The following is a 23,272-nucleotide window of genomic DNA, read 5'->3' as shown; positions in this document are numbered from 1 at the left end:
TCTCTCCCTGTTTGCCGGCGCGTTCGGGCATGCCACCCTCGACCGCGTCCGGCGCGAATAGTTCCGCTCCGCGGCCCTCAGGCGCGTGCGGTCGGTGCGGCGACGCGGCCGAGCAGCCGCGCCCGTTCCTGCAGCAAGGCCTCGAAGCTGGCCGCGGGCAGCGGCCGGCAGAACAGGAAGCCCTGCAGCACCTCGCAGCCCTCGGCGCGGAGGAAATCCAGATGCTGCTCGATCTCGACGCCCTCGGCAACGACCTCGCGGTTGAGATTGTGCGCCATCGAGATCGTCGCGCGCACGATCGCCTCGTCGTCGGGATCGACGCCGATGTTGCGCACGAACGCCTGGTCGATCTTGATGCGGTCGGCCGGGAACCGCTTGATGTAGTCGAGCGAGGACTGGCCGGTGCCGAAGTCGTCGATCGAAATGCCGCAACCGAGGCCGCGCAGGCCGTGCAGCGTCTCGAGCAGGTTCGGGATCGACTTGACGTTGATGCTCTCGGTCACCTCGAGATCGAGCAGGTGCGGGTCGAGCCCGGTCTCCTTGAGCACGTCGGCGACGACCTGCACGAGGTTCGGCTGGCGCAGCTGCAGCGGCGACAGGTTCACGCCGATGCGCAGTGGCAGGCCGTACTGCAGTTGCCAGCGGCGCGTGTCGCGGCAGGCTGCGCGCAGGATCCACTCGCCGATCGGGATGATCAGGCCCGATTCCTCGGCCAGCGGGATGAAGAAGCCGGGGCTGATCATGCCGAGCTCGGGGTGCTCCCAGCGGATCAGCGCCTCCATGCCGACGATGTCCTCGGTCTGGCCGTCGAGCTGCGGCTGGTAGAACACGCGCAGTTCGCCGTTGCGCTCGGCCAGGCGCAGCTTCGCCTCGAGCGCGAGGCGCTGCTGGTGCGATTCCTCGGGGACCGCGACATAGGCCTGGAAATTGTTGCGCCCCATGCCCTTGGCCGAGTACATCGCGACGTCGGCATGCTTGAGCAGGCGCTCGGCGTCGGTCGCGTCGTCCGGATAGAAGCTGAGGCCGAGCGACGCGGTCATGCTCAGCTCGAGGCCGCCGGCGAGCTGCAGCGGCGCCTCCATCGCGCGCACGATCTTCTCGGCGATGCGCACGACGTCCACGCGCTGCACGCTGTGGCGCAGGATCAGCGTGAACTCGTCGCCGGCGTAGCGCGCGACCGTGTCGGAACTGCGCACGCTCGCGCGCAGGCGCTTGGCGACCGCGGCGAGCACCTGGTCGCCGACCGCGTGGCCGAGCGAGTCGTTGATGTTCTTGAAGCGATCGAGATCGACGAACACGACCGCGAACATCTCGCTCGTGCGATGCGCCTCGTTGATCGCGGAATTGAGGCGGTCGTTGAACAGCAGGCGGTTGGGCAGGCCGGTCAGCGGGTCGCGCAGGCCGATCGCGCGCCCCTGCGCACGCGCGTGGCGCAGGTCCAGTTCGTTGGCGAGCGAATGCGCGACGACACGCACGCCGGCGATCACCGCGGCGTCGAGCACGAGCGATTCGCGGCGCGCCATCATGAGCGCGCCGAGGCAGGTCTGCCGTTCGCCGTACAGCGGCAGGCCGATCACGCATTCATAACGGTGCTCGCGCACCGACGCGTCCGCGCCCGCGTTGCGCCAGGCACCGGATGCCTGCAGGATTTCGTTGCCGTCGAGCACGTGGCGCAAGTTCACCTCGCGCAACGGGTCGGGGCCTTCACTGTCCTCCATGCGGCGGAACACCGCGAGCGCCTGCGGTTCCGCGGCCTGCTCGGCCGGTGCCTCGACGAACACCGCGTAATCGAGCGCGAGCCAGTCGACCAGGCAGCGCAGTGCGGTATCGGCCTGGTCGTGCGAGCCGCCCTGCGCCATGCGCAGCAGCGCGACGAGCGCCTCCTGGTGGCGGCTCAGTTCCTCGATCTCGCGGAACAGGTAGAAGTGGACGACGCGCCCCTCCTGCACCGCGAGGCGCACATGCAGGTCGACCGGGTAGCTGCCGCCGTCGGCACGCGGCTTGCGCGCGCGCACGTGCACGCTGCCGTCGCGCTCGAGCTTGCGCGCGATCTCCTCGCGACGTTCCGCGGGAAGCACGAGGTCGAAGCCGTCGATGCGCCCGGCGAGGATCTGCGCTCGCGGATAGCCCGAACGCTGCACGAACGTCGCGTTCACCTCGAGGATGCGACCGCTCGCCGGATCGACGATCGCGAGTTCGTCGAGGCTGCCGTCGAAGGCGAACTGGTACCGATCACCGACGGGGGCATGCTGGCTGCGCGCGGTGCCGGCGCTGCGCGCGGCGAGCGCGACCTTTATCCGCGCGAGCGCGTCGTCGGGCTTGACCGGCCGCGCGATCCATTCGATCAGGCCCGCCGGCAGGCGCCCGTCGCGCCAGCTGCCGCCGCGGCTGCCCAGGATGCCGATCACCGGCAGGTCGTGCCGGGCCAGCTTGCGCAGTTCGTCGCAGAAGGTGAGCGCCTCGGCCGGGTCCTCGCCGAATTCGAGCAGCACGAGGTCGATGTCGAGGTCGGGCACGAGGAACCCCCGCGCCTGCTCGATGTCCTTCGCCGAATAGATCTCCTCGAAAGCCTGCGCGTCGAGCGCGTCGAACAGCACGCGCCGGTCATCGCGATCGGCCGCGACGATCAGCGCCCCACCGCGGGCTTCGGCGGCCGGATTGTTCATGTCACCCAGCGTCCGTCGCGCAGGCGCAGCTGGCGGTGCAGCTCGCTTTCCACCGCGAGGCGGTCGTACATCCCGTCCAGTTCCTCGGGCAACTCGTTGCGGTTGCTGACGAAGACGAGTTTGCGCTCGTTGCTCGTCGGCGTGCGCGAAATGCGTCGCAACAGGAGCACGTCCGCGGGCTTGAGGTGCGGTTCGTAATCGACGAACAGGTAAATGCCGAAATGCATGCTCTGCAGCACGTAGCGCAGTGCATCGGACATGCGCTTGGAACCCGGCACGTGCATGCCGCTCTCGCGCAGCGAGGCGAGTCCGCCATCCGGGTCCCAAGCGTAGATCGACGTGCCTCCGCGCATCGCCAGCACGCGCATCTGCGCCACCGTGTCCGCGACGCCCGAGGTCTGCAGGGCCACGATGTGCTGTGTCGACTGCACGATGCGGTCGAGCAGCTTCTGGACGACCGGCAGTTCAGCTTTGTTGTCGATCACACACTCCCCTGAAAATGTGACCGGAGCGCGCCGGTGGCCGATGGTTCGCCGTGCGGGGCATCCAGCCGATGCGGCGCGCACGGCAGCTCGGCTTGCGATCGTACCGCAAGTGTGTCGTGCAACTCCTTGCTCGTGCTGGATTGACCCGGCGCACGGCTTGCCCGGATTATAGCCGTCCCCCAGCACGCACCCGGAGCCGGTCATGTTCGAAGGCCTGCGTTTCCAGCATTGGCAGACCGCCAGTGATGCCGACGGCATCGTGGTGCTGACGCTGGACCGTGCCGGCAGCTCGGTCAACGCGCTGTCGCGCGCCGTGCTCGACGAGCTGTCCGAGATCATCGAACGCCTCGCGATCGAGCCGCCGAAAGGCGTGATCGTACGCTCGGGCAAGGCGAACGGGTTCATCGTCGGCGCCGACATCAAGGACTTCGAGGGTTTCGGCAAGAACGGCACGGTGCAGGACGCGCTCGAGAACGGCCAGCGCGTCTTCCTGCGCCTGGGGCGGCTGCCCTGCCCGACCGTGGCGGCAATCCATGGCGTGTGCATGGGCGGCGGCACCGAGCTCGCGCTCGCCTGCCGTTACCGCATCGCCTCGCGCGACCCGTCCACGCGCATCGCGCTGCCCGAGGTCAAACTCGGCATCTTCCCCGGCTGGGGCGGCTCGGCGCGCCTGCCGCGCCTGATCGGGGCGCCGGCGGCGCTCGAACTCATGCTGACCGGACGCAGCGCCTCGGCGGACAACGCGAAGGCAATCGGCCTCGTCGACGGGCTGACGTCGCCGGAACTGCTCGTCGAGGCGGCCAGGGAACTGATCCGGCATCCGCGCCGGCGCCCATTCGCGCAACGCGCGACCGCTTGGGCGACCAACACCTGGCCGGCACGCCAGATCCTCGCGCCGATCCTCGTCAAACAGACTGCCGCGAAGGCACGCAAGGAACACTACCCCGCGCCGTTCGCGCTGATCGAGACCTGGCGGCGCGGCGGTTCGAGCCTCGTGCAGCGGCTCAAGCTCGAGGCGCGCGCGGTCGCCAGGCTCGCCGCGACGCCGACCGCGCACAACCTGATCCGCGTGTTCTTCCTGCAGGAACGCCTCAAGGGCCTCGCCGGCGGCGCCGAGCATGGCATCAAGCATGTACACGTGGTCGGCGCCGGCGTCATGGGCGGCGACATCGCCGCCTGGTGCGCGCTGCGCGGCTTCGACGTGACCTTGCAGGATCGCGAGATGAAGTACGTGCAGCCCGCGCTCGACCGGGCGAAGGAGCTGTTCACGAAGAAGCTCAAGACCGCCGAACGCGTCGCGCCCGCGCTCGCCCGTCTCAAGGCCGATGTCGAGGGCAACGGCATCCCCGAGGCCGACCTCGCGATCGAGGCGATCTACGAGAATGCCGAGGCGAAGGAAACGCTGTACCGCGCCACCGAGCCGAAGATGAGGGCCGACGCGCTGCTCGCGACGAATACCTCGAGCATCCCGCTCGCCGAACTGCGCACGACCGTGCAGCAGCCGGCACGCTTCCTCGGCCTGCACTATTTCAATCCGGTCGCGCTGATGCCGCTGGTGGAAATCGTGCGCCACGACCAGCTCGATCCGGCGATCGAAAAGCGCGCGGTCGCGTTCTGCAAGGCGCTCGACAAACTGCCGGTGCCGGTCGCCGGCACGCCGGGCTTCCTCGTCAACCGCATCCTCATGCCGTACATGCTCGAGGCCGCGCGCGCCTACAGCGAAGGCGTGCCCGGCCCGGTCATCGATCGCGCCGCGAAGAAGTTCGGCATGCCGATGGGCCCGATCGAACTCATCGACACGGTCGGCCTCGACGTCGCGGCGTCGGTCGGTGCCGAACTCGGCCCGTTCCTCGGCCTCGACATCCCGCCCGGCCTCGACGAACTCGTCAAGGGCGGCAAGCGCGGAAAGAAGGACGGCGAGGGTTTCTACGTCTGGAAGGACGGCAAGCCGCACAAGCCCGAAGTCGATCCGAACTACGTCGCACCGGACGACCTCGAGGATCGCCTCATGCTGCCGCTGCTGAACGAGGCGGTCGCCTGCCTGCACGATCGCGTCGTCGACGACGCCGACCTGCTCGATGCCGGCGTCATCTTCGGTACCGGCTTCGCGCCGTTCCGCGGCGGCCCGATCAAGCACGTGCGCGACACCGGCGCGGACGCGCTGAAGGCACGCCTGGAAGCGCTCGCGACGAAACACGGCGCGCGCTTCGCACCGCGGCCCGGCTGGGGTTCGGCTGCGCTGCGTTCCTGAGCGGCTTACGCGGGTGGCAGCGCCGGCGGGGCGAGCCAGATGTCCTTCGCCAGGCGCACCGCATCCTCGCCCGGCGCGTAGTAGCCGGCGCTGAGCATGACCTCTTCGTAGCCGAGCCGGCGGTAGAACGCACGCGCCGCGGCGTTGCCCCTGCGCGCCTCGAGGCGGATCACGCCGATGCCCGCTTCGAGCGCGGCCGCTTCCAGCCAGCGCACGAGGCGGGTACCGATGCCGTGGCGCTGGCAGTGCGGCAGCACGCCGAGCAGGCACAGGTGGGCTTCCTCGTCCAGGTACTGCATCACGCCGAACCCGGCGAGGCGGCCGTCGCGGCGCGCGACCGCGACATTCGTGTCGTTCGCGCCGATCGCGCGTTGCAGGCGCTGCGGGGTCCAGCGCCAGCGCAGGCCGTGCTCGATCAACTCGCGCGACTGCCCGGCAATCGCCACTGCCTCGTCGACGCGGGCCAGACCGATGTCGATGGCGGTATCCACGCCTGAGCTATGGCGTCGCCGCCCGCCGTGTACAAGGGGCGATTCAGGCGTGCGACGCATCGCCCCCGCCGGCACCCGCATGGCACACGTCCTTGCCGCGCACGAGGTAGAGCACGAACTCGCACAGGTTCTTGCAGCGGTCGCCGACACGCTCGAACGAACGAGCACACCAGAGACGATCGAGTTCGAGCGGAATGCGTGCGGGCGCATGCTGCATGCGCGCCACGAGCATCGCCGACACCGCATTGAAGCGGTCGTCGAGGCGGCGGTCGCGCTGCAATACGTCGGTCGCGAGCGCTTCGTCGAGTCGCGCGAACGCATCGAGTGCACCGCGCAGCATCCCGCGCGCGATATGGCCGAGTTCGGCGAGCGCCGCAGCGGCGTCGCCGTCGCCGTCCTCGCCGATCAGGCGCTCGCCGAGCCGCGCGATGCGCTTGGCCTCGTCGCCGATGCGCTCGAGGTCGCCGAGCATCTTCATCACGCACAGGACGAGGCGCAGGTCCGACGCCGCCGGCTGGCGCCGCGCGAGGATCGACGCGCACTGCTCGTCGATCGCGAGTTCGGCCGCATTGATGCGCTGTTCGCGCGCGAGGATTCCGCCCTCGGCGGCTTCCTGCGCGGCCAGCACGCGCGTGGCGGCGGCGATCTGCTCTTCGACGATGCCGCCCATCGCGAGCACCTGCCGCCGCAGGTCCTCGATCTCGTCGTTGAATTGGCGGGAAATGTGCTGCGAGAGATGCAGGCGGTCCATGGCAGGGCGAAAAGCGTGACGGTAGGATGGAACATGCGCGGCCGCGACTGCGGGGCGCGCGGAACGTTCAGCCGTAGCGGCCGGTGATGAAAGCCTCGGTGCGCCGGTCGCGCGGACGCGTGAACACGGCGCCGGTGTCGGCGAACTCGACCAGCCGGCCGCCATGCATGAAAGCGGTGAAATCCGCCACCCGCGCCGCCTGCTGCATGTTGTGCGTGACCAGCAGCAGTGTGTAACGGGCGGCGAGTCCATGCAGCAGTTCCTCGAAGCGCAACGTGGCCGCCGGGTCGAGCGCGGACGCGGGCTCGTCGAGCATGAGCACCTCGGGTTCGACCGCGATCGCGCGTGCGATGACGAGGCGCTGCTGCTGGCCGAGCGAGAGTCCCGGCGCGCCGTCCTCGAGGCGGTCCGCAACCTCGTCCCACAACGCCGCCGCCCTCAGTGCCGCCTCCACGCGGTCGTGGATCTCGCGGCGGTTGCGCAAGCCGAGCAGGCGCAGGCCGTAGGCGACGTTGTGGTGGATCGACGACGGGAACGGGTTCGGCCGCTGGAACACGATGCCGACGCGTCGGCGCACTTCATGCACGTGTACGTCCGACCCGTACACGTCGATCCCGCCGAGGCGCACTTCGCCTTCGACGCGCGTACCCTCGATCTCGTCGTTGAGACGGTTGAAGCAGCGCAACAGGCTCGACTTGCCGCAGCCGCTCGGCCCGATCAGCGCGGTGATGCGCCGCGCCGGCAGGTCGAGGTCGACCGCATCGAGCACGCGCCGCGAGCCGTACCGGAGACCGAGCGCGCGCGCCTGCAGCGCGGTTGCCGCAGCGGTCGCCTGTCCGGGCGAATTGCTGGCGCCACTGTCGGCGGTGCGGGTCATGTGGACTGGCATGCGTTCAGGGGTCCATGGCGCGATAGCGATCGCGCAGGCGATTGCGCAGCACTATCGCCGACAGGTTGAGCACGATCACCACGGCTGCGAGCAGCATCGCACAGGCGTATGCACGCGGCACGCCGCGGATCGCGTCGGGGCTCGCGAGCGCGGCGTCGTAGATCGCGAAACCGAGGTGCATGAACTGGCGCGACGGGTGCAGGTACGGGAACTCGCCGTCGAGCGGCGAGGCCGGCGCGAGCTTGACCATGCCGACCAGCATGAGCGGCGCGACCGACCCTGCCGCACGCGCGATCGCCAGCACGAGCCCGGTCAGCACCGCCGGGCGCGCAGCCGGCAGCAGCACGCGCCAAAGGGTTTCCTCGCGCGTCGCGCCGAGCGCGAGCGAAGCATCGCGCAGGCTCGCCGGAATGCGCGCGAGCCCCTGCTCGACGCTGACCACGACCACCGGCAGCGTCAGCAAGGCGAGCGTGAGCGCCGCCCACAGCAAGCCGCCGCCACCGAAGGTCGGCACCGGCAGCCGATCGGCGAAGAACGCGCGGTCGATGCCCGCGCCGATGCCGTGCACGAACAAGCCGAGACCGAGCACGCCGTAGACGATCGCGGGCACGCCCGCGAGCGTATCGATCGCCGTGCGCACGATGCGCGCGCCGATCCCGCGCCGCTCGTGCAGGTAGACCGCCGCGGCGACGCCGAACGGCATCACGAGCACGCTCATGAGCAGCACGAGGACGACCGTGCCGACCAGTGCCGGCAGCACGCCGCCGGAGAGGTTGGAGGCGGTTGGGGGCGTCGTGACGAAGCGTGCGATGCGCCGCACGAGGACACTCGCGCGCGCGACCGCGCCGAGCGTGTTCGGTCGCAGCACTTCGATCACACGGTCGCCCTCGCCCGCTTCGCGCAGCGCGGCCTCGAGCGCGGTGTCGTCGCCGCGGCCGACGACGCGCCGGCCGTCCGCCATTTCGAACGCGAAGGCGTCGGCGGGCTGACTGCGCGCGACGATCCCGTGCTGGCGAAGCCGCTCGTAACCGTCGCCGATGCGCCGCGTTTCGCTCGTGCGCAGCAGCAGTGCGTCACCGTCGTCGGTGAGCACCTCGCCGAGCCGGAAACTGCCGTCGGCGAGCGCGATGCGCTCGATCGCTGCGGGCGCGAACGCCGCGAGCCCGCTGCCGAGCGTGAACAGCAGCAGGCCGAGCATCGTCGCAATGCACGCGCCGACGAGGCCGCCGAGCAACCACGTGACCGCCGCCGCGCCGCGCGTGTCGCTCATGCGGCTACACCGCGATGCAACCGGCGCCGCAGACGCGCGCGAACGAACCCTGCGGCAAGGCTGAGCACCATCGTGGAGGCGAGCAGCGCGAGCGTGGCGACCAGCAGGTCGCGCCAGATCGTGCCCGCCGGCGCGGCATCGGGCATGCCGAGCGCGATCTCGGCGCCGAGCGAGCGCAGGCCGACCAGCGGATCGAAGCCGCCGATCGCGGTGTTGCCGCTCGCCATGAGCACGATCATCGTTTCGCCGAGGCATCGCGCGGCACCGAGCAGGGCCGCGGCGATGAGGCCGCTGCCGGCCGCCGGCAACACCACGGTCGCGAGTGCCTGCCAGCGCGTCGCACCGAGGGCGAATGCCGCCTGTGTGTGCTCGCGGGGCACGAGGAACAACGCATCTTCGGCGACCGTGAAGACGAGCGGCACCGCGGCGACGCCGAGGGCGAGACCGACCAGGGTCGCGTTCCACGGACTGGCAGGGACGATCAGGGGCGACGCCGTTCGCGACGCGAACCACAGGCCGAACGCGACCGCCGCGCACGACAGCGGCAGCGTCGACAACGGCAGCCAGCCGTCGCCCCTGGACGTCCGCCCGAAAGCGAAACCGGCCGCGAGCAGCAGCGTCGGCAGGGCCACCGCGAGCGCGAGAACGGTCGCGACATGCCGTTCGAGCCACGGTGCGAACGAGACCGCGGCCATGAGCCCGAGGATGACCGTCGGCACCACCTCGAGCATCTCCAGTGCGGGCTTGAGCCACGCACGCAGAGCCGGCGCGCAGAAATGCGCACAGAAAATCGCGGTCGCCAAACCGAGCGGCAGCGCGACAGCGGTCGCGCAGGCGGTCGCACGCAGGCTGTCCGCGAACAACACGCCCAGATGCGGCCAGTCGACCGCGGCCGGCGCGTGCGAGACGGCGAGCGCCGCAACCAGATAGACCGGGATCGCGAGCATGCCGAGGAGCACGAACGAAGCGCCGGCGGCGACGAACAGGCGCTGCACGCGGCCGCGCCGGTCACGACGGCGCCACGACGCGCGTCCGGTATCGGACGTCGAGAGCGCGTCGCACGTCACTGGATTTCCCGGCATGCGCCTACGCTAGGCGGTTCATGTGACAGTGATGTTACAACGGCGGCGGCGTCATCGATCCGCCATGGCATCGCAATACGCGCTTCAAACGCACGCGCGAACCTTGCCGCATGGCCGATGTGGATTTCCCGATGCGCGTTGCCGTCGTCACTGAAACCTGGCCGCCCGAGATCAATGGGGTCGCGCTGACGGTGCAGTCCCTCGCCTTCGGCCTGGTCGCACTCGGGCACGACGTCGAACTCGTGCGACCGCGCCAGCCCGCCGATGCGGGCGAGTGCACGCGATTGCGGCAGTTGCTCCTGCCGGGGGCTACCCTGCCTCGCTATCCGGGACTGCGCTTCGGCCTGCCTGCGCTTCGCCGTCTCCATCTCCATTGGTCCGAACGGCGGCCGGACGCGCTCTATGTAGCGACCGAAGGCCCGCTCGGCTGGTCCGCGCTCCGCGCCGCGGCCCGCCTGGGTGTACCCGTGTGCACGGGTTTCCACACGCGCTTCGACGAGTTCGCGAACCACTACGGTCTCGGCCCGCTTGCACCGATCGTGTTCGCGTACCTGCGTCGGTTCCACAATCGCGCCGCGGCGACGCTGGTACCGACCGCCGAACTGGTCCGATTCCTCGGCTCGGCCGGTTTCCGCAACGTGCGCCTGCTGCGCCGCGCGGTCGATACGAGCCTGTTCCATCCGCGCCGGCGCGATGCCGTGCTGCGCGCGGAGTGGGGCCTCGCTGCCGACGAGCTCGCCGTCATCCACGTCGGGCGCCTCGCAACGGAGAAGAACCTCGGTCTCGCGATTCGCGCGTTCGAAGCGATCCGCGCCGCCCATCGAGGGGCGCGCTTCATCATCGTCGGCGACGGCCCGGCGCGCGCCCCGCTCGCCGCGCAGCACCCTGGCATCATCTTCGCCGGCATGCGCCGTGGCGAAGACCTTGCGCGTCATTACGCGAGCGGCGACGTGTTCCTGTTCCCGAGCCGCACGGAAACCTTCGGCAACGTGACGCTGGAGGCACTCGCGAGCGGCGTGCCCGTCGTCGCGTTCGACTATGGCGCCGCGCGCGAACACCTGCGCGACACGCTCGCCGGCGCACGCGTCGCGGTCGCCGACGATGACGGCTTTATCGCCGCCTCGGTCGCCGTCGCTGCGCGGGTCGCGGCATCGCGAGCCGGCGCGGGCCGCGTGCGTGAAGCGGCGCGCCGAGCGTGGCGACACTGAGCCCTTCCCGCGTCGCCGGACAGTTCGCCGCGCTGCTCGGCGACCTCGACAGGAGGAGCGCCGCGTGACCACCTGGCAGCGCATCGGGGACTGCAGCGAACGCCGGCTGTGCCTGGCGATGAACCGCTGGGGCGCGCGCCGCGCACTGACGCGCGTATTCCGCCTCGTCAGCCGGCTCGGCGACGGCGTGTTCTGGTACGCTCTCATGCTCGCGCTGGCCGTGTTCGGCGGTCGACGCGGCGTACAGGCTGCCGTGCACATGGCCGGCGTCGGCATCGTCGCGGCCCTGCTCTATCGCACGCTCAAGCGCTGGACGCGCCGACCGCGTCCGTTCCGCACGCACGCGGACATCACGCCCTACATCGCGCCGCTCGACGAGTTCAGCTTTCCCTCGGGCCACACGCTGCACGCCGTAGGCTTCACTTCGATCGCCTTGGCGTACTTCCCGTGGCTCGCGCCACTGCTGCTGCCGTTCGCGATCCTCGTCGCGATGTCACGCGTCGTGCTGGGCGTGCATTACCCGAGCGACGTGCTCGCGGCGACGTTCATCGGTGGCGCACTCGCGGGCTCGTCGCTCTGGCTGGTCGGCTGACTCAGGCGCGTTCGACGCGCGCGCGAGCGAGCGCGGGTCGCTCCTGCGCGGGCCAGTCGGCGGCATTCGCGACCTGGCCTTCGCGGCGCGCCTCGGCGAGTGCGCCGAGGTCGACGTCGGCGAGGGACCATTCGCTGCCTTCGGGCGCTGCCGCAGCGATGCCGTCGGGCGGGAAACCATGATCCACCGGCGTGTAGATCGCGGCGCTGCCGGTATTGCGATCGAGCGCCGGGCTCCAGTCTGCGATGCCGGCGGTGACCGCACACGCGACGAACACCTGGTTTTCCAGCGCGCGTGCCTGGCAGCCGATGCGCACGCGGTTCGCGCCGGCTTCGGTGTCGGTGCAACTGGGGACAAGAATCAGCGTCGCGCCGGCCTCGGCCTGCGCGCGCGCGTACAGCGGGAACTCGATGTCGTAGCAGACGTCGATCGCGACGCGGCCGAACGCGGTTTCGAACACCTTGAGCGCGTCACCGGGCTCGATCACGCCACTCGCGCGTTCGAACCCGGTCAGGGTGAGCTTGTCCTGGAACGCGAGCGTGCCTTCGGGCGTCGCGAGCCAGGCGCGGTTGCGATAGCGGCCGTCGCCGCGCGCGACCAGGAACGTGCCCGCCACCAGGTAGATCGAATGGCGACGCGCGAGTTCGCGCGCGAGCGCTTCGTAGTCGGCGCGCACGCCCTGCAGCGCGTCGAGCGAGCGTACGAAGTCGGCGCGAACCTCGCCGGCCTGTGCGGCCGCCGCTTCGAGCGCGAGGTACTCGGGCAGGACGACGCACTGTGCGCCGGCGCGCGCGGCAACATCGACATGCTCCGCCACGCGCGTCGCGAACGCCGCGAAATCGGCCGGCTCGCCGATCGCGTACTGCGCGACCGCGACCCGCACGATCACGCGGACTCCAGCGGTCGCAGCCAGAAACGGAGCGCGTGCGGACTCGCCTCGGCCGCGCCGACTTCGGGCCAGTCGAGCCGGCAGAACATGTCGTCTTGGCGCCGGTAGCCGCGCTTGCTCCAGAATGCGTCGTTGCTGCGATGGCCGGGCGGGCAACGCGGATCGTCCGCGTCACGCTCGACCGCGCAGAACGCGGTCATGCGGAAGCGCCCGAGCTGCCGGGCGTGCCGTTCGCGTTCATCGAAGAAGCGGTGGCCGAGGCCGCGACCGCGGAATTGCGGCAGCAGCACGGACTCGCCGAAATAGAACACGTCCGCGCCGGGGATCCCGCGTGCGATGAACGGCTCGACGAACGTGGCCGTCTCGTGCTCGAGCGGAATGCCGGTCGATGCGCCGATCACGCATGCGCCGTCGAAGGCGAGCACGAATACGCTCTCGGGCGACTTCGCGTAGGCAGCGAGATATTTCGCCTCGTAGTCGAGGTCGCCTTCGTAGAGGTACGGCCAGTCGCGGAACACGGCGATGCGCAGTGCAGCGACCGCATCGAGGTAGCGCGCGACGTCGGGACCGGCGAGGGCCCGGATTTCGATTCCGCTCATGCCGGAACGGTATCGCCGCTCGCGCGCGAGCACCAGTCCGCGGCCGCGGCGCCCGCGATGCGGCCGCTCGCGAAGCACGCGGTCAGCAGGTAGCCGCCGGTCGGCGCTTCCCAATCGATCATCTCGCCCGCGCAGAACACGCCCGGGAGTTCGCGCAGCATGAGCCGCGCGTCGAGCGCGTCGAAGCGCACGCCGCCGGCCGTACTGATCGCTTCCTCGAGCGGCCGCGTGCGGAGCAGCGTCAGCGGCAGCGCCTTGAGCGTCGTCGCGACGGTCGCCGCGTCGCCGAGGCCGTCCTTGCCGAGCACTTCGTAGAGCAAACCTGCCTTGACGCCGTCTATGCCGGCGGCGCGGCGCAGGTGCTCGCCGACCGAGCGGCGCCCGCGCGGACGCGCGAGGTCGCGCGCGAGGCGTTCGACGTCTCGGCCGGGCGCGAGATCGAGGCGGATCGTCGCGTGGCCGCGCGCGGCGATCATCTCGCGCAGCAACCCGCTGTAGGCATAGACGAGGCTGCCTTCGATGCCGTGCGAACTCACCACGAACTCGCCCTGGCGCCGATGCGTGGCGCCCGCGGCGTCTTCGAATTCGAGCACGACGGGCTTGACCGGCTCACCCGGATGGCGCGCGGCGAAATGCGTACTCCAGGCGACGTCGAAGCCGCAGTTCGACGGCTGCAGCGGCGCGATCGCGACACCACGTCCGGCGAGCGGCGCTACCCAGCGACCGTCGGAACCGAGCACCGGCCAACTGCCGCCGCCGCAGGCGAGCACGACCGCATCGGCCGGGACCGTCCGTTCGCCGTGCCCGGTGGCGAAGCGCAGGGCGCCGTGTTCGTCCCAACCGAGCCACTCATGGTTGACGTGGAAGCGCACGCCGGCCGCGCGCAGGCGCCGCACCCAGCCACGCAGCAGCGGCGCCGCCTTGAGGTCGAGCGGGAACACGCGGCCCGAGGTGCCGACGAAGGTCTCGACGCCGAGTCCCCGTGCCCATGCACGCAGCGCATCGGCGTCGAACGTTTCGAGCCACGCGCGCACCTCGCCGGCGCGCTCGCGATAGCGCGACACGAATCGCTCGAACGGATCGGAATGGGTCAGGTTGAGACCGCCCTTGCCTGCGATGAGGAACTTGCGGCCAACCGAGCCCATGCGATCGTAGACGTCGACCTCGGCGCCGGCGGCGCGTGCGGTTTCGGCCGCCATCAACCCCGCCGGCCCAGCGCCGATGATGAGTGCGTTCGTCCTTGAACGCGGCTCACTGGCGGGGTGCGTCGGATGTGTTTGCGATCGGGTCATGGTGTCCAGAGCGGCCATCCATGGCCGCACTTTCGAGTGGAGCATTCCAGCCGCGCGGCGAGTCCACCGTGGGACTCCCGGTTGCGTGCGTCGCGCGGCGGCATGCGGCGTACGCTGCGTTCCACCCTGCGCCGCGCGTCATCGTCGTGGATCAGGCGCCGACTTGGCGCAGCCAGTCGTGCAGGTTGTAATAGTTGGTCACGCGGGCGATACGGCCATCGCGCAGATCGAAGAACGCGCCGCCAGGGAGCATGTAGCGCTGGTCGCGCGCAGGCGGCAGGCCTTCGTCGGTCGCCTTGTAGCGGCCGTGCACGACGTATTCGGCCGCGGCACGCGTGCCGTCGCCGGCGGCGAGCACGACGATGTCGTGCAGCCGTTCCTCGTAACAGCGGTCCATGCGCGCGAGGAACGCGCGGAACGCTTCACGGCCGTATTCGCGCGTACCTTGGTTGGGGTCGTGCACGACATCGCCGGTGAGGCAATCGAGCATCGCGTGCCAGTCGGCGCGGTTGAAGGCCGCGTAGTAGGTTTCGATCAGTGCGCGTGCGTCGTGCGTCATGCTCGTTCCGTGCGGATCACCGGGCACATCGCCGCGGCCTGCGCCGTCTATCGTAACAGGCCACGGTGATTGCCCTGGTGGATTCCGTCCGCCGGCTGCGTCGGTGATTGGGCTCGCTCAGTGGAACAGGCGCCACGGGTGCATCCAGTGGATTGCCCAGTACAGGCCAAACATCGACCAGGCGAACTTCCTCACGCCGCGCGCGGCGAGCCACGCGATGCCGAGGACGAGCCCATACGGCAACAGCTTGACGAGCGTCTCGCGCTGCGCCGGCGACAGATTCGAAAGCAGGCCCTGGTTCATGGCGATCTCCTCCGCACCGCATCGGTGCGGAAGAATCATCGCGATGCGCACGGCGGCGCGGCAGGCGCAGTCGTCAAGGATCGCGGGTGATGCCTGTCACGTCAGTCGCGCAACGGCATCACTTCGGCATCGGGCTTGACGTCGCCGACGACGTCGACGCCTTCGGGCGGCGTGAAGCGGAACGTGCCTGCAGGCAGGGCGGGGTTGCGCTTCCAATCGGAGAAGCGGATCTCGGTGACGTTGCCGAGCTGGTCCTTGAAGCGCATGCGTTGCAAAGCGGTCGCGTCGAAGCCGAGTTCGGCGTATTCGAAGTCCGGCTCCTTCGCCTTCGAGGCCAGGCGCAACCACGCGAGGCCATCGCGCTCGCCGGCTTCGGACGCGGTGAACTGGCTGTCGAGCTGCGAGAGGTCGGTCAGCACGGTGAGGGGACTGTGCGCTTCGGCCGCGCTCTGGTTGCGCACGGACACCTGCTCGAGATCGGGTTCGTAGACCCACACCTTGGCGCCGTCGGCGACGATCGTCTGCTGGTAGGGCGCGATGGTCTCCCAGCGGAACTGGCGCGGCGCTTCGAGCGCGAGCGTGCCGCGTGATTCGTCACCACGATGGCCATTGGCATCGGTGACGGACTGGCTGAAGCGGCCGCTCACCGCGTGCAGGTCCCTGGAGAACGCCTCCATGCGCGCGCGCGCACTGTCGGCGGCGCCGGCGTGGGTGGCCAGGGTGAGGGCTGCGAGGGCGGCGATCAGGCGCATGGAAGTCGTCGTCGGTGGATCACGGCGCGCGATTATGCGCGCGATCGATGAATCGGAGCCGGCTCAGTCGCCCGGCGGCGGCGGCGCGAGCACGGTACGGTTGCCATTGTGCTCGGGCGCGCTGACGACGCCGTCGCGTTCCATCTGCTCGATCAGGCGCGCAGCGCGGTTGTAGCCGATGCGCAGGTGGCGCTGCACGCCGGAGATCGACGCGCGGCGCGTCTTGGTCACGATTGCGACCGCCTTGTCGTAGAGCTGTGCGTCCTCGCCGCCTTCGCCGTCGCCGGCGTCCTGCGGCAGGCCGGTCTCGCTGATGACCTGGCCGTTGCCGAGCGACTGCACTTCCTCGAGCACGCCCTCGATGTAGTCGGGCTCGCCCTGCTGGCGCAGCCAGTCGACGACCTTGTGCACTTCGTGGTCGTCGACGAAGGCGCCGTGGACCCGCTCGGGCATCGCGGTGCCGGGCGGCAGGTAGAGCATGTCGCCGTGGCCTAGCAGCGTTTCCGCGCCGGACTGGTCGAGGATCGTGCGCGAATCGATCTTGCTCGACACCTGGAACGCGATGCGGGTGGGAATGTTCGCCTTGATCAGGCCGGTGATGACGTCGACCGACGGACGCTGCGTGGCGAGCACGAGGTGCACGCCGGCGGCGCGCGCCTTCTGCGCGAGGCGCGCGATGAGTTCCTCGACCTTCTTGCCGACGATCATCATCATGTCGGCGAACTCGTCGATGATGACGACGATGTACGGCAGTGGCTGCAGCGGCTCGGCCACGCGCGAGGGTTGCGACGCATCGGGCCGGAACAGCGGATCGAGCAACGGGTGGCCGGCGTCGTCGGCGTCCTTGACCTTCTTGTTGAAGCCGGCGAGGTTGCGCACGCCGACCGCGGACATCAGCTTGTAGCGTCGTTCCATCTCGGCGACGCACCAGCGCAGCGCGTTGGCGGCCTCCTTCATGTCGGTGACGACCGGCGCGAGCAGGTGCGGGATGCCCTGGTAGACCGAGAGCTCCAGCATCTTCGGGTCGATCATGATCAGGCGCACGTCCTTCGCGCTCGACTTGTACAGGAGGCTCAGCACCATCGCGTTGACCGCGACCGACTTGCCCGAACCGGTCGTGCCGGCGACGAGCAGGTGCGGCATCTTGGCGAGGTCGACGACGACCGGCTTGCCGCCGATGTCCTTGCCGAGCGCGAGCGCGAGCGGCGACTTCAGCGCGTCGTACTTGTCCGAGCGCAGGATCTCGGAAAGGTAGACGATCTCGCGGTTCGCATTCGGGATCTCGAGGCCGATCACCGACTTGCCCGGGATCACGTCGACCACGCGCACGCTCGTCACCGAAAGGCCGCGCGCGATGTCCTTGTCGAGCGTGGAGATCTGGCTGCCCTTGATGCCGGGCGCTGGCTGCATCTCGAAGCGCGTGATGACGGGTCCCGGAAACACGCCGACGACCTGCGCCTCGATGCGGAAATCCTTGAGCTTGAGCTCGACCTGGCGCGACAGCGCCTCGAGCGTCTCCTCCGAATAACCCTTGACCTGCTGGCGCGGCTCGTCCAGCAGCGACAGCGGCGGCAGCTGGCCCGAGTCAGCCGCGCCCGAGAACAGCGGGATCTGCGTTTCGCGCTGCGCGCGTTCGCTCTTTTCGATCGGTGCGACGACCGGCTCGATGCGGATCGGCTCGCGCTTGGCCTGCTTGACCGTTTCGATCTTGCGCACGACCTCGCGTTCGGCACGCGCCTCGCGTGCGGCGTTCCAGTCCTCGGCCCGCTTCATGCGATCGGCGACGCCGGCGCCCGCGCCGAGGAGGAAGCGACCGATCGCGTCCATGAGCTTGAACCAGGAGAGCCCGGTCGCGAGCGTGATCGCGATGAGCAGCAAGGCGAGCAGGAACAGGCCCGCGCCGAGCGGGCCGAAACTGCCGACGAGGCTGCCGCCGACGAGGTGGCCGAGGATGCCGCCACGGCCCGACGGCAGCACGCTCGGCCCGGCCCCCTGGAGGAACGCGAGGCCGGGAGCGGCGACGAAGAACGAGACGAACCCGATCAGGCGCAGGGTCGGCTCGAGCGGCGAGCGTTCCTCGCGCACCGCGCCGCGCAGGACGACCCAGCCGACGACGAGCAGCAGCAGCGGGAACGCATAGGCGACCACGCCGATCAGATAGAACACCAGATCGGCGATCCAGGCGCCGAAGGCGCCGCCGAAATTGTGGATGCCGCGCGCGGGGTCGCCCGCATGCGACCAGCCGGGATCGTTCGGGCTGTAGCTCGCGAGGCAGGCGAACAGGTAGATCGCGAACGGCAGCAGCAGCAGGAAGCCTGCTTCGCGCAGGCGCTTGTGCCAATGCTCGTCGAGCTGCGGGGCCGGTTTAGCGGATTTGATTGGACGCGCCACCGGGAGAATCTACCTGAAGTTTCTCTGACAGGCCACTGTATTGACTGGAAATTCAGTGACCAGCCTCCCGCGCGGGACGAGCGCCCGCGCGGGATGCAAGCCTCTCAGCCCTTCAGCGCCGGATGGACGATCTTGCCGCCCTCGACGTTGATGCCGCGCTTGAGCGGTTCGAACTTCTTCCAGTTCTTGTCCGAGGCGAGGCGCTGCACGTACGGCAGGATCGCCGCGCAGATCGCCTGCGAGGAGGTCTGCGGCACGGCGCCGGGCATGTTCGTCACGCAGAAGTGGGTGACGCCGTCCACCTGGTAGGTCGGTTCGGCGTAGGTCGTCGGCTTGGACGTCTCGAAGCAGCCACCCTGGTCGATCGAGATGTCGACGAGCACCGAGCCCGGCTCCATCGACTTCACCATCTTGCGCGTGACGACGTGCGGCGCCTTCGCGCTGGGGATCAGCACGGCGCCGATGACGAGGTCGGCGTCGCGCACTTCGCGCGCGACGTATTCCTCGTACGGATAGAGCGCGGTCACGTTGCTGCCGAGCGCCATCATCTGCGCGAGGCGGTCCTGGCGCTTGTCGAACACGACGACGTTCGCGCCCATCGCGGCGGCGAGCGCGGCGGAATTGCCGCCCGCGGCGCCGGCGCCGAGCACGACGACCTTGCCGCGCTCGGTCGACGGCAGGCCGCCGACCGAGCAGCTTGCCCTTGCCGCCGGCCGGCTGGTGCAGCAGGTGCGTGCCGATCTGCGTCGCGATGCGGCCGGCGATGATCGACATCGGCGCGAGCAGCGGCAGCGAGCCGTCGTCTTCCTGCACGCTCTCGAATGCGACGCCGGTGAGGCCGATGTCGAGCAGCGCCTTGGTCAGCTTGGGCTCCGGTGCGAGGTGCAGGTAGCAGAACAGCAGGTGGTCCTTGCGCAGCAGCTTGAGGTCGCCCGCGATCGGTTCCTTCACCTTGACGATGAGTTCACCCACCTCGTACAGCTTCTTCGCGTTCGCGGCGATCTTGACGCCGACGCGCGTGTAGTCCTCGTCCTTGTAGCCGCTCTTCAGGCCGGCCCCGGCCTGCACGTACACCTCGTGGCCGCGGCGCACGAGATCGGCGCAGGCAGCCGGCACGAGCGCGACGCGCCCTTCCAGGGTCTTGGTTTCCGAAGGCACACCGATACGCATTGCAGGTTCCTCGAAAGAAGTATTGCCGGAGTCGTTGGACGCAGGGCGCCTTGAATCGTGCACGCGTTCCCTCCATCCTCCGGTCTCCCGCACGACGGTCGCCGCAAGCGGCGCTTCGACGAGCGAGGAATCGGATTCGCCGGCCACATCGATCGATGCGCCGGTGTACGGAAAACGCCACGAGTCGGTCGCCTCGAAAGCGGCCCGGATTATACATGAGCACTGCCAAGCACTCGCGACTGATCATTCTCGGTTCCGGCCCGGCCGGCTATACCGCTGCGGTGTACGCCGCACGCGCGAACCTCAAGCCGACCCTCATCACCGGCCTCGCCCAGGGCGGTCAGCTCATGACGACGACCGACGTCGACAACTGGCCCGGCGATGTCGAAGGCCTGCAGGGCCCGGACCTCATGCGGCGCATGGCCGAGCATGCGGAGCGCTTCAACACCGAGATGGTGTTCGACCACATCCACAGCACAGACCTCACGCAGCGGCCGTTCCGCCTCAAGGGCGATGCCGGCGAGTACACCTGCGATGCGCTCATCATCGCGACCGGCGCGACCGCGAAGTACCTCGGCATCCGCTCGGAGGAGCACTACAAGGGCAAGGGCGTATCCGCCTGCGCGACCTGCGACGGCTTCTTCTTCCGCGACCACGACGTCGCCGTCGTCGGCGGCGGCAACACCGCGGTCGAGGAGGCGCTCTACCTCTCCAACATCTGCCGCAAGGTCACCCTCGTGCACCGCCGCGACAAGCTGCGCGCCGAGAAGATCATGCAGGACAAGCTGTTCGAGAAGGAACGCGCGGGCAAGGTCGAGATCGTCTGGAACCACGCCGTCGATGAAGTGCTCGGCGACGGCGCCGGCGTCACCGGCCTGCGCCTGCGCAGCACCCTCGACGACAGCAAGCGCGAGGTCGCGGTCAGCGGCGCCTTCATCGCGATCGGCCACACGCCGAACACCTCGATCTTCGACGGCCAGCTCGAGATGAAGAACGGCTACATCGTGATCCGCACCGGCCTCGAGGGCGGCGCGACCGCGACCAGCGTGCCGGGCGTGTTCGCTGCGGGCGATGTCGCCGACCAGGTCTATCGGCAGGCGGTCACCTCGGCCGGCTTCGGCTGCATGGCCGCCCTCGACGCCGAGAAGTATCTCGACAAGGGCTGACCTGAAAAGCCCCTGAAACACGGATCACTCGGAGCACTCGGAGAAGGCAACAAGCAAATCCGAAGATTTTTCCTTCGTGTGTCCCGTGTGCTCCATGTTTCAGCTTTCGCCTTCCCTCCGGACCGTCTCGCCTTCGCCCCAACGATGAAAGTGCGCTTCCATGGCCGGCTGCGGGACATTCCCGCTGCGCAGTGGGATGCGCTGCGCGGCGACGACAGCCCGTTCCTCGCGCATGCGTTCCTTTCCGGACTCGAGGAACACGGCTGCGCGACCGTGCACAACGGCTGGCAGCCGCATCACCTCGGCCTGTACGAAGGCGATCGGCTCGTCGCGGCGGCGCCGCTCTACCTCAAGTACGACTCTCACGGCGAGTTCGTGTTCGACTGGAGCTGGGCGCATGCGTATGCGAGCCACGGCTTCGCGTATTACCCGAAGCTGCTGTGCGCGGTGCCTTATTCCCCGGTCGGCGGTTCACGCCTGCTCGGCGGCAGGGGCACCGGCGCAAATGCGCTGCGACGCACGCTGCTGGAGGCGATCCGCGACGAGGCCGAACGGCTCGACCTGTCGTCCGCCCATCTCAATTTCGCTTCGCCCGCCGATGCGCAGGCGTTCGCCGGCGGCGCATGGCTGCCGCGGTTCGACTGGCAATTCCACTGGCGCAACCCGCCAGTCGCCGACGGGGCTGCCTGGCGCGACTTCGACGACTTCCTCGACGCGCTCACCCACAGGAAGCGCAAGAACATCCGCCAGGAACGCGCGCGCGTCGCACGCGCCGGCATACACTGCGACATCCGCCACGGCGACGAACTCGACGGGCACGAATGGCAGATGCTGCACGATTTCTATCTCGCGACATTCGAGGAGAAAGGCAACTACCCTGCCCTCACCCTCGCGTTCTTCCGCCATCTCGGGGCGACGATGCCGCGCAACGTGGTGGCCGTGCTGTGCCGCCGTGGCGGCGAAACCGTCGCCGGCAGCCTGATGCTGCGTGGCGGCGACACCCTGTACGGACGCTATTGGGGCTGTCGCGAATCGGTCGCGGGACTGCATTTCGAAGCCTGCTACTACCAGGGCATCGAGTATTGCCTGCGCGAAGGACTGCACGTGTTCGAGCCCGGTGCGCAGGGCGAGCACAAGCTAGCGCGAGGCTTCCTGCCGACGCGCACGCGCTCGTTCCACTGGATCGCCGAACCGCGCTTCCGCGCGGCGATCGCCGCCGCGCTGCGACGCGAAGCGCACGCGCTCGAGGAATACCGCGGCGACCTCCTCGCGCACTCGCCGTATGCGGCTGCGCGCGTGGAAGATTAAAGCGGCGCAACCTGCGGTCGTCGCGGATGTACATTCGAGCCATATGAGCCTGCAGGAAGCGTCCACGGTGCCCGCCTCGGCCTCGCTCACCGGCTGGGCGAAATGAGAATCCACTGGCTGCCTGCAGGCACCACGGTGTTTCCACCCGTCAGCCGCGCGCTCGACGAACCCGACGGGCTGCTCGCGGCGGGCGGCGACCTCTCGCCGGCGCGGCTGCTGTCGGCTTATCGCCAGGGCATCTTTCCATGGTATTCGGACGGCCAGCCGATCCTCTGGTGGTCGCCGTCGATGCGCACGGTCTTCGACACGGGATCGATCCACGTGCCACGTCGGCTCGCGCGGTGGCTGCGCACGTGCAGCTGGCACATCCGCGCGGACACGGCGTTCGCTGCCGTCATGCGCGCCTGCGCGGCGCCGCGCCGACGCGAGCACGGCACGTGGATCACCGACGACATGCTCGCCGCATACGGCGAGTTGCATGCGCTCGGCCACGCGCATTCGGTGGAGGCATGGGACGGCGATCGCCTTGTCGGCGGCATCTACGGCGTGGCGATCGGCCGGATGTTCTTCGGTGAATCGATGTTCAGCGCGGCTACGAACGGCTCGAAGGTGGCCCTGCTCGCTCTGTGCCGCGCAATGCACGACTGGGGCTGGCCACTCCTCGACGCGCAGGTCGCATCCGATCACCTGTTCACTCTCGGCGCGCGCGAAATGGCGCGAGCGGACTTCTGTGCCGCCGTCGCCGCGCTGACCGCCCGACCGGGCCTCGACGGACCCTGGCGCGAGCGCTTCAGGCCGCTGCAACCCTCCGATCTGGCATGCTGAAACCGCTCGAACACGCATATTGCGGACATTTTCGCTTCCCGCAGCCGCCCGATCGTGGCAGAATCGCGCGCCTTTCCGGGCCTGACGCCCGGGCATATCGGGAAACAATGTCCAAAGACGACGTCATCGAAATGGAAGGCTCGATCCTCGAGACCCTTCCGAACACGATGTTCCGCGTGAAGCTCGAGAACGGCCACGTGGTGACCGCGCATATCTCCGGCCGCATGCGCAAGAACTACATCCGCATCCTCACCGGTGACAAGGTCAAGGTCGAGATGACCCCGTACGACCTCACCAAGGGCCGCATCACCTACCGCATGAAGTGAGCGCAGC

21 protein-coding genes and 2 pseudogenes are annotated in these 23,272 nt (G+C 69.3%); 7 read left to right on the top strand and 16 right to left on the bottom strand.

Annotation, left to right across the window (positions count from 1 at the left end; genetic code table 11):
* Positions 1-77 precede the first annotated feature (77 nt).
* Positions 78-2,666 (bottom strand): EAL domain-containing protein, encoded by a 2,589-nt coding sequence (locus ACTHK2_RS07315; protein ID WP_440245047.1) that lies wholly within the window; start codon positions 2,664-2,666, stop codon positions 78-80.
* Positions 2,663-3,151, bottom strand: coding sequence for a hypothetical protein (locus ACTHK2_RS07310; protein WP_440245046.1), 489 nt, complete (start codon positions 3,149-3,151; stop codon positions 2,663-2,665). Before ACTHK2_RS07310 ends, ACTHK2_RS07315 begins: the two co-directional genes overlap by 4 nt.
* Before the next feature lie 202 nt (positions 3,152-3,353).
* Here ACTHK2_RS07310 and ACTHK2_RS07305 point away from each other — a divergent pair, with 202 nt between their 5' ends.
* On the top strand, positions 3,354-5,402 hold the full coding sequence (locus ACTHK2_RS07305; RefSeq protein ID WP_440245045.1) for a 3-hydroxyacyl-CoA dehydrogenase NAD-binding domain-containing protein: 2,049 nt from the start codon (positions 3,354-3,356) through the stop codon (positions 5,400-5,402).
* Positions 5,403-5,407: 5 nt separating this feature from the next.
* Here ACTHK2_RS07305 and ACTHK2_RS07300 read toward each other — a convergent pair whose 3' ends face one another.
* The 5 genes from ACTHK2_RS07300 to ACTHK2_RS07280 form a co-directional block, all read right to left on the bottom strand.
* Complete coding sequence (locus ACTHK2_RS07300) at positions 5,408-5,893, bottom strand: GNAT family N-acetyltransferase (protein ID WP_440245044.1); 486 nt, start codon at positions 5,891-5,893, stop codon at positions 5,408-5,410.
* A 43-nt stretch (positions 5,894-5,936) separates the two neighbouring features.
* Positions 5,937-6,644, bottom strand: a complete 708-nt coding sequence (gene phoU, locus ACTHK2_RS07295) for a phosphate signaling complex protein PhoU (RefSeq protein WP_440245043.1) — start codon at positions 6,642-6,644, stop codon at positions 5,937-5,939.
* Between the two features lie 67 nt (positions 6,645-6,711).
* Positions 6,712-7,521 (bottom strand): phosphate ABC transporter ATP-binding protein, encoded by an 810-nt coding sequence (locus ACTHK2_RS07290; RefSeq protein WP_440245042.1) that lies wholly within the window; start codon positions 7,519-7,521, stop codon positions 6,712-6,714.
* A 16-nt stretch (positions 7,522-7,537) separates the two neighbouring features.
* Complete coding sequence (locus ACTHK2_RS07285) at positions 7,538-8,803, bottom strand: PstA family ABC transporter permease (protein ID WP_440245041.1); 1,266 nt, start codon at positions 8,801-8,803, stop codon at positions 7,538-7,540.
* Complete coding sequence (locus ACTHK2_RS07280) at positions 8,800-9,870, bottom strand: ABC transporter permease subunit (protein ID WP_440245040.1); 1,071 nt, start codon at positions 9,868-9,870, stop codon at positions 8,800-8,802. The genes ACTHK2_RS07285 and ACTHK2_RS07280 overlap by 4 nt, the downstream gene beginning before the upstream one ends.
* Positions 9,871-10,016: 146 nt before the next feature.
* On the opposite strand from ACTHK2_RS07280, the pseudogene ACTHK2_RS07275 reads away from it, so the two are divergent.
* Positions 10,017-11,161 (top strand): annotated as a pseudogene (locus ACTHK2_RS07275) (glycosyltransferase family 4 protein).
* 50 nt (positions 11,162-11,211) lie between these two features.
* On the top strand, positions 11,212-11,685 hold the full coding sequence (locus ACTHK2_RS07270) for a phosphatase PAP2 family protein (protein ID WP_440245070.1): 474 nt from the start codon (positions 11,212-11,214) through the stop codon (positions 11,683-11,685).
* Between the two features lies 1 nt (position 11,686).
* Here ACTHK2_RS07270 and ACTHK2_RS07265 read toward each other — a convergent pair whose 3' ends face one another.
* The 9 genes and pseudogenes from ACTHK2_RS07265 to ACTHK2_RS07225 form a co-directional block, all read right to left on the bottom strand.
* The gene (locus ACTHK2_RS07265) at positions 11,687-12,568 is read right to left on the bottom strand and encodes a carbon-nitrogen hydrolase family protein (protein ID WP_440245069.1); all 882 of its coding nucleotides are present in this window, start codon (positions 12,566-12,568) and stop codon (positions 11,687-11,689) included.
* A 2-nt stretch (positions 12,569-12,570) separates the two neighbouring features.
* Entirely contained in the window at positions 12,571-13,173 is a 603-nt protein-coding gene (locus tag ACTHK2_RS07260) for a GNAT family N-acetyltransferase (RefSeq protein ID WP_440245039.1), read from the bottom strand.
* The gene (locus ACTHK2_RS07255; protein ID WP_440245038.1) at positions 13,170-14,465 is read right to left on the bottom strand and encodes a TIGR03862 family flavoprotein; all 1,296 of its coding nucleotides are present in this window, start codon (positions 14,463-14,465) and stop codon (positions 13,170-13,172) included. The genes ACTHK2_RS07260 and ACTHK2_RS07255 overlap by 4 nt, the downstream gene beginning before the upstream one ends.
* A gap of 151 nt (positions 14,466-14,616) precedes the next feature.
* Entirely contained in the window at positions 14,617-15,024 is a 408-nt protein-coding gene (locus tag ACTHK2_RS07250) for a ketosteroid isomerase-related protein (RefSeq protein ID WP_440245037.1), read from the bottom strand.
* A gap of 117 nt (positions 15,025-15,141) precedes the next feature.
* Positions 15,142-15,327: a hypothetical protein gene (locus tag ACTHK2_RS07245; RefSeq protein WP_440245036.1), complete on the bottom strand. Its 186-nt coding sequence runs from the start codon at positions 15,325-15,327 to the stop codon at positions 15,142-15,144.
* Positions 15,328-15,428: 101 nt separating this feature from the next.
* A complete protein-coding gene (gene lolA / locus ACTHK2_RS07240) occupies positions 15,429-16,079 on the bottom strand; it encodes an outer membrane lipoprotein chaperone LolA (protein ID WP_440245035.1) in 651 nt (216 codons plus the stop codon).
* A gap of 63 nt (positions 16,080-16,142) precedes the next feature.
* Positions 16,143-18,470, bottom strand: coding sequence for a DNA translocase FtsK (locus ACTHK2_RS07235; RefSeq protein WP_440245034.1), 2,328 nt, complete (start codon positions 18,468-18,470; stop codon positions 16,143-16,145).
* Between the two features lie 104 nt (positions 18,471-18,574).
* Positions 18,575-19,120 (bottom strand): NAD(P)-binding domain-containing protein, encoded by a 546-nt coding sequence (locus tag ACTHK2_RS07230; RefSeq protein ID WP_440245033.1) that lies wholly within the window; start codon positions 19,118-19,120, stop codon positions 18,575-18,577.
* Positions 19,121-19,289: 169 nt separating this feature from the next.
* Positions 19,290-19,640 (bottom strand): annotated as a pseudogene (locus ACTHK2_RS07225) (alanine dehydrogenase); the annotation flags it as partial.
* Between the two features lie 215 nt (positions 19,641-19,855).
* Here ACTHK2_RS07225 and trxB point away from each other — a divergent pair.
* From trxB to infA, 4 genes are all read left to right on the top strand, one after another.
* On the top strand, positions 19,856-20,806 hold the full coding sequence (trxB, locus tag ACTHK2_RS07220) for a thioredoxin-disulfide reductase (protein ID WP_440245032.1): 951 nt from the start codon (positions 19,856-19,858) through the stop codon (positions 20,804-20,806).
* 144 nt (positions 20,807-20,950) lie between these two features.
* Positions 20,951-22,114: a GNAT family N-acetyltransferase gene (locus tag ACTHK2_RS07215; protein WP_440245031.1), complete on the top strand. Its 1,164-nt coding sequence runs from the start codon at positions 20,951-20,953 to the stop codon at positions 22,112-22,114.
* A gap of 102 nt (positions 22,115-22,216) precedes the next feature.
* A complete protein-coding gene (gene aat / locus ACTHK2_RS07210; protein WP_440245030.1) occupies positions 22,217-22,939 on the top strand; it encodes a leucyl/phenylalanyl-tRNA--protein transferase in 723 nt (240 codons plus the stop codon).
* A 107-nt stretch (positions 22,940-23,046) separates the two neighbouring features.
* Positions 23,047-23,265 carry a translation initiation factor IF-1 gene (infA, locus tag ACTHK2_RS07205; protein WP_131997832.1) on the top strand — a complete coding sequence of 73 codons (219 nt, stop codon included), beginning with the start codon at positions 23,047-23,049 and terminating at the stop codon, positions 23,263-23,265.
* The last annotated feature ends 7 nt before the right edge of the window (positions 23,266-23,272 follow it).

It is taken from the genome of Dokdonella sp., from assembly GCF_051958935.1.
Lineage (GTDB): Bacteria > Pseudomonadota > Gammaproteobacteria > Xanthomonadales > Rhodanobacteraceae > Dokdonella_A.
The sequence above is the reverse complement of the archived record's forward strand: the minus strand, read 5'-3'. Positions and strand labels throughout refer to the sequence as shown.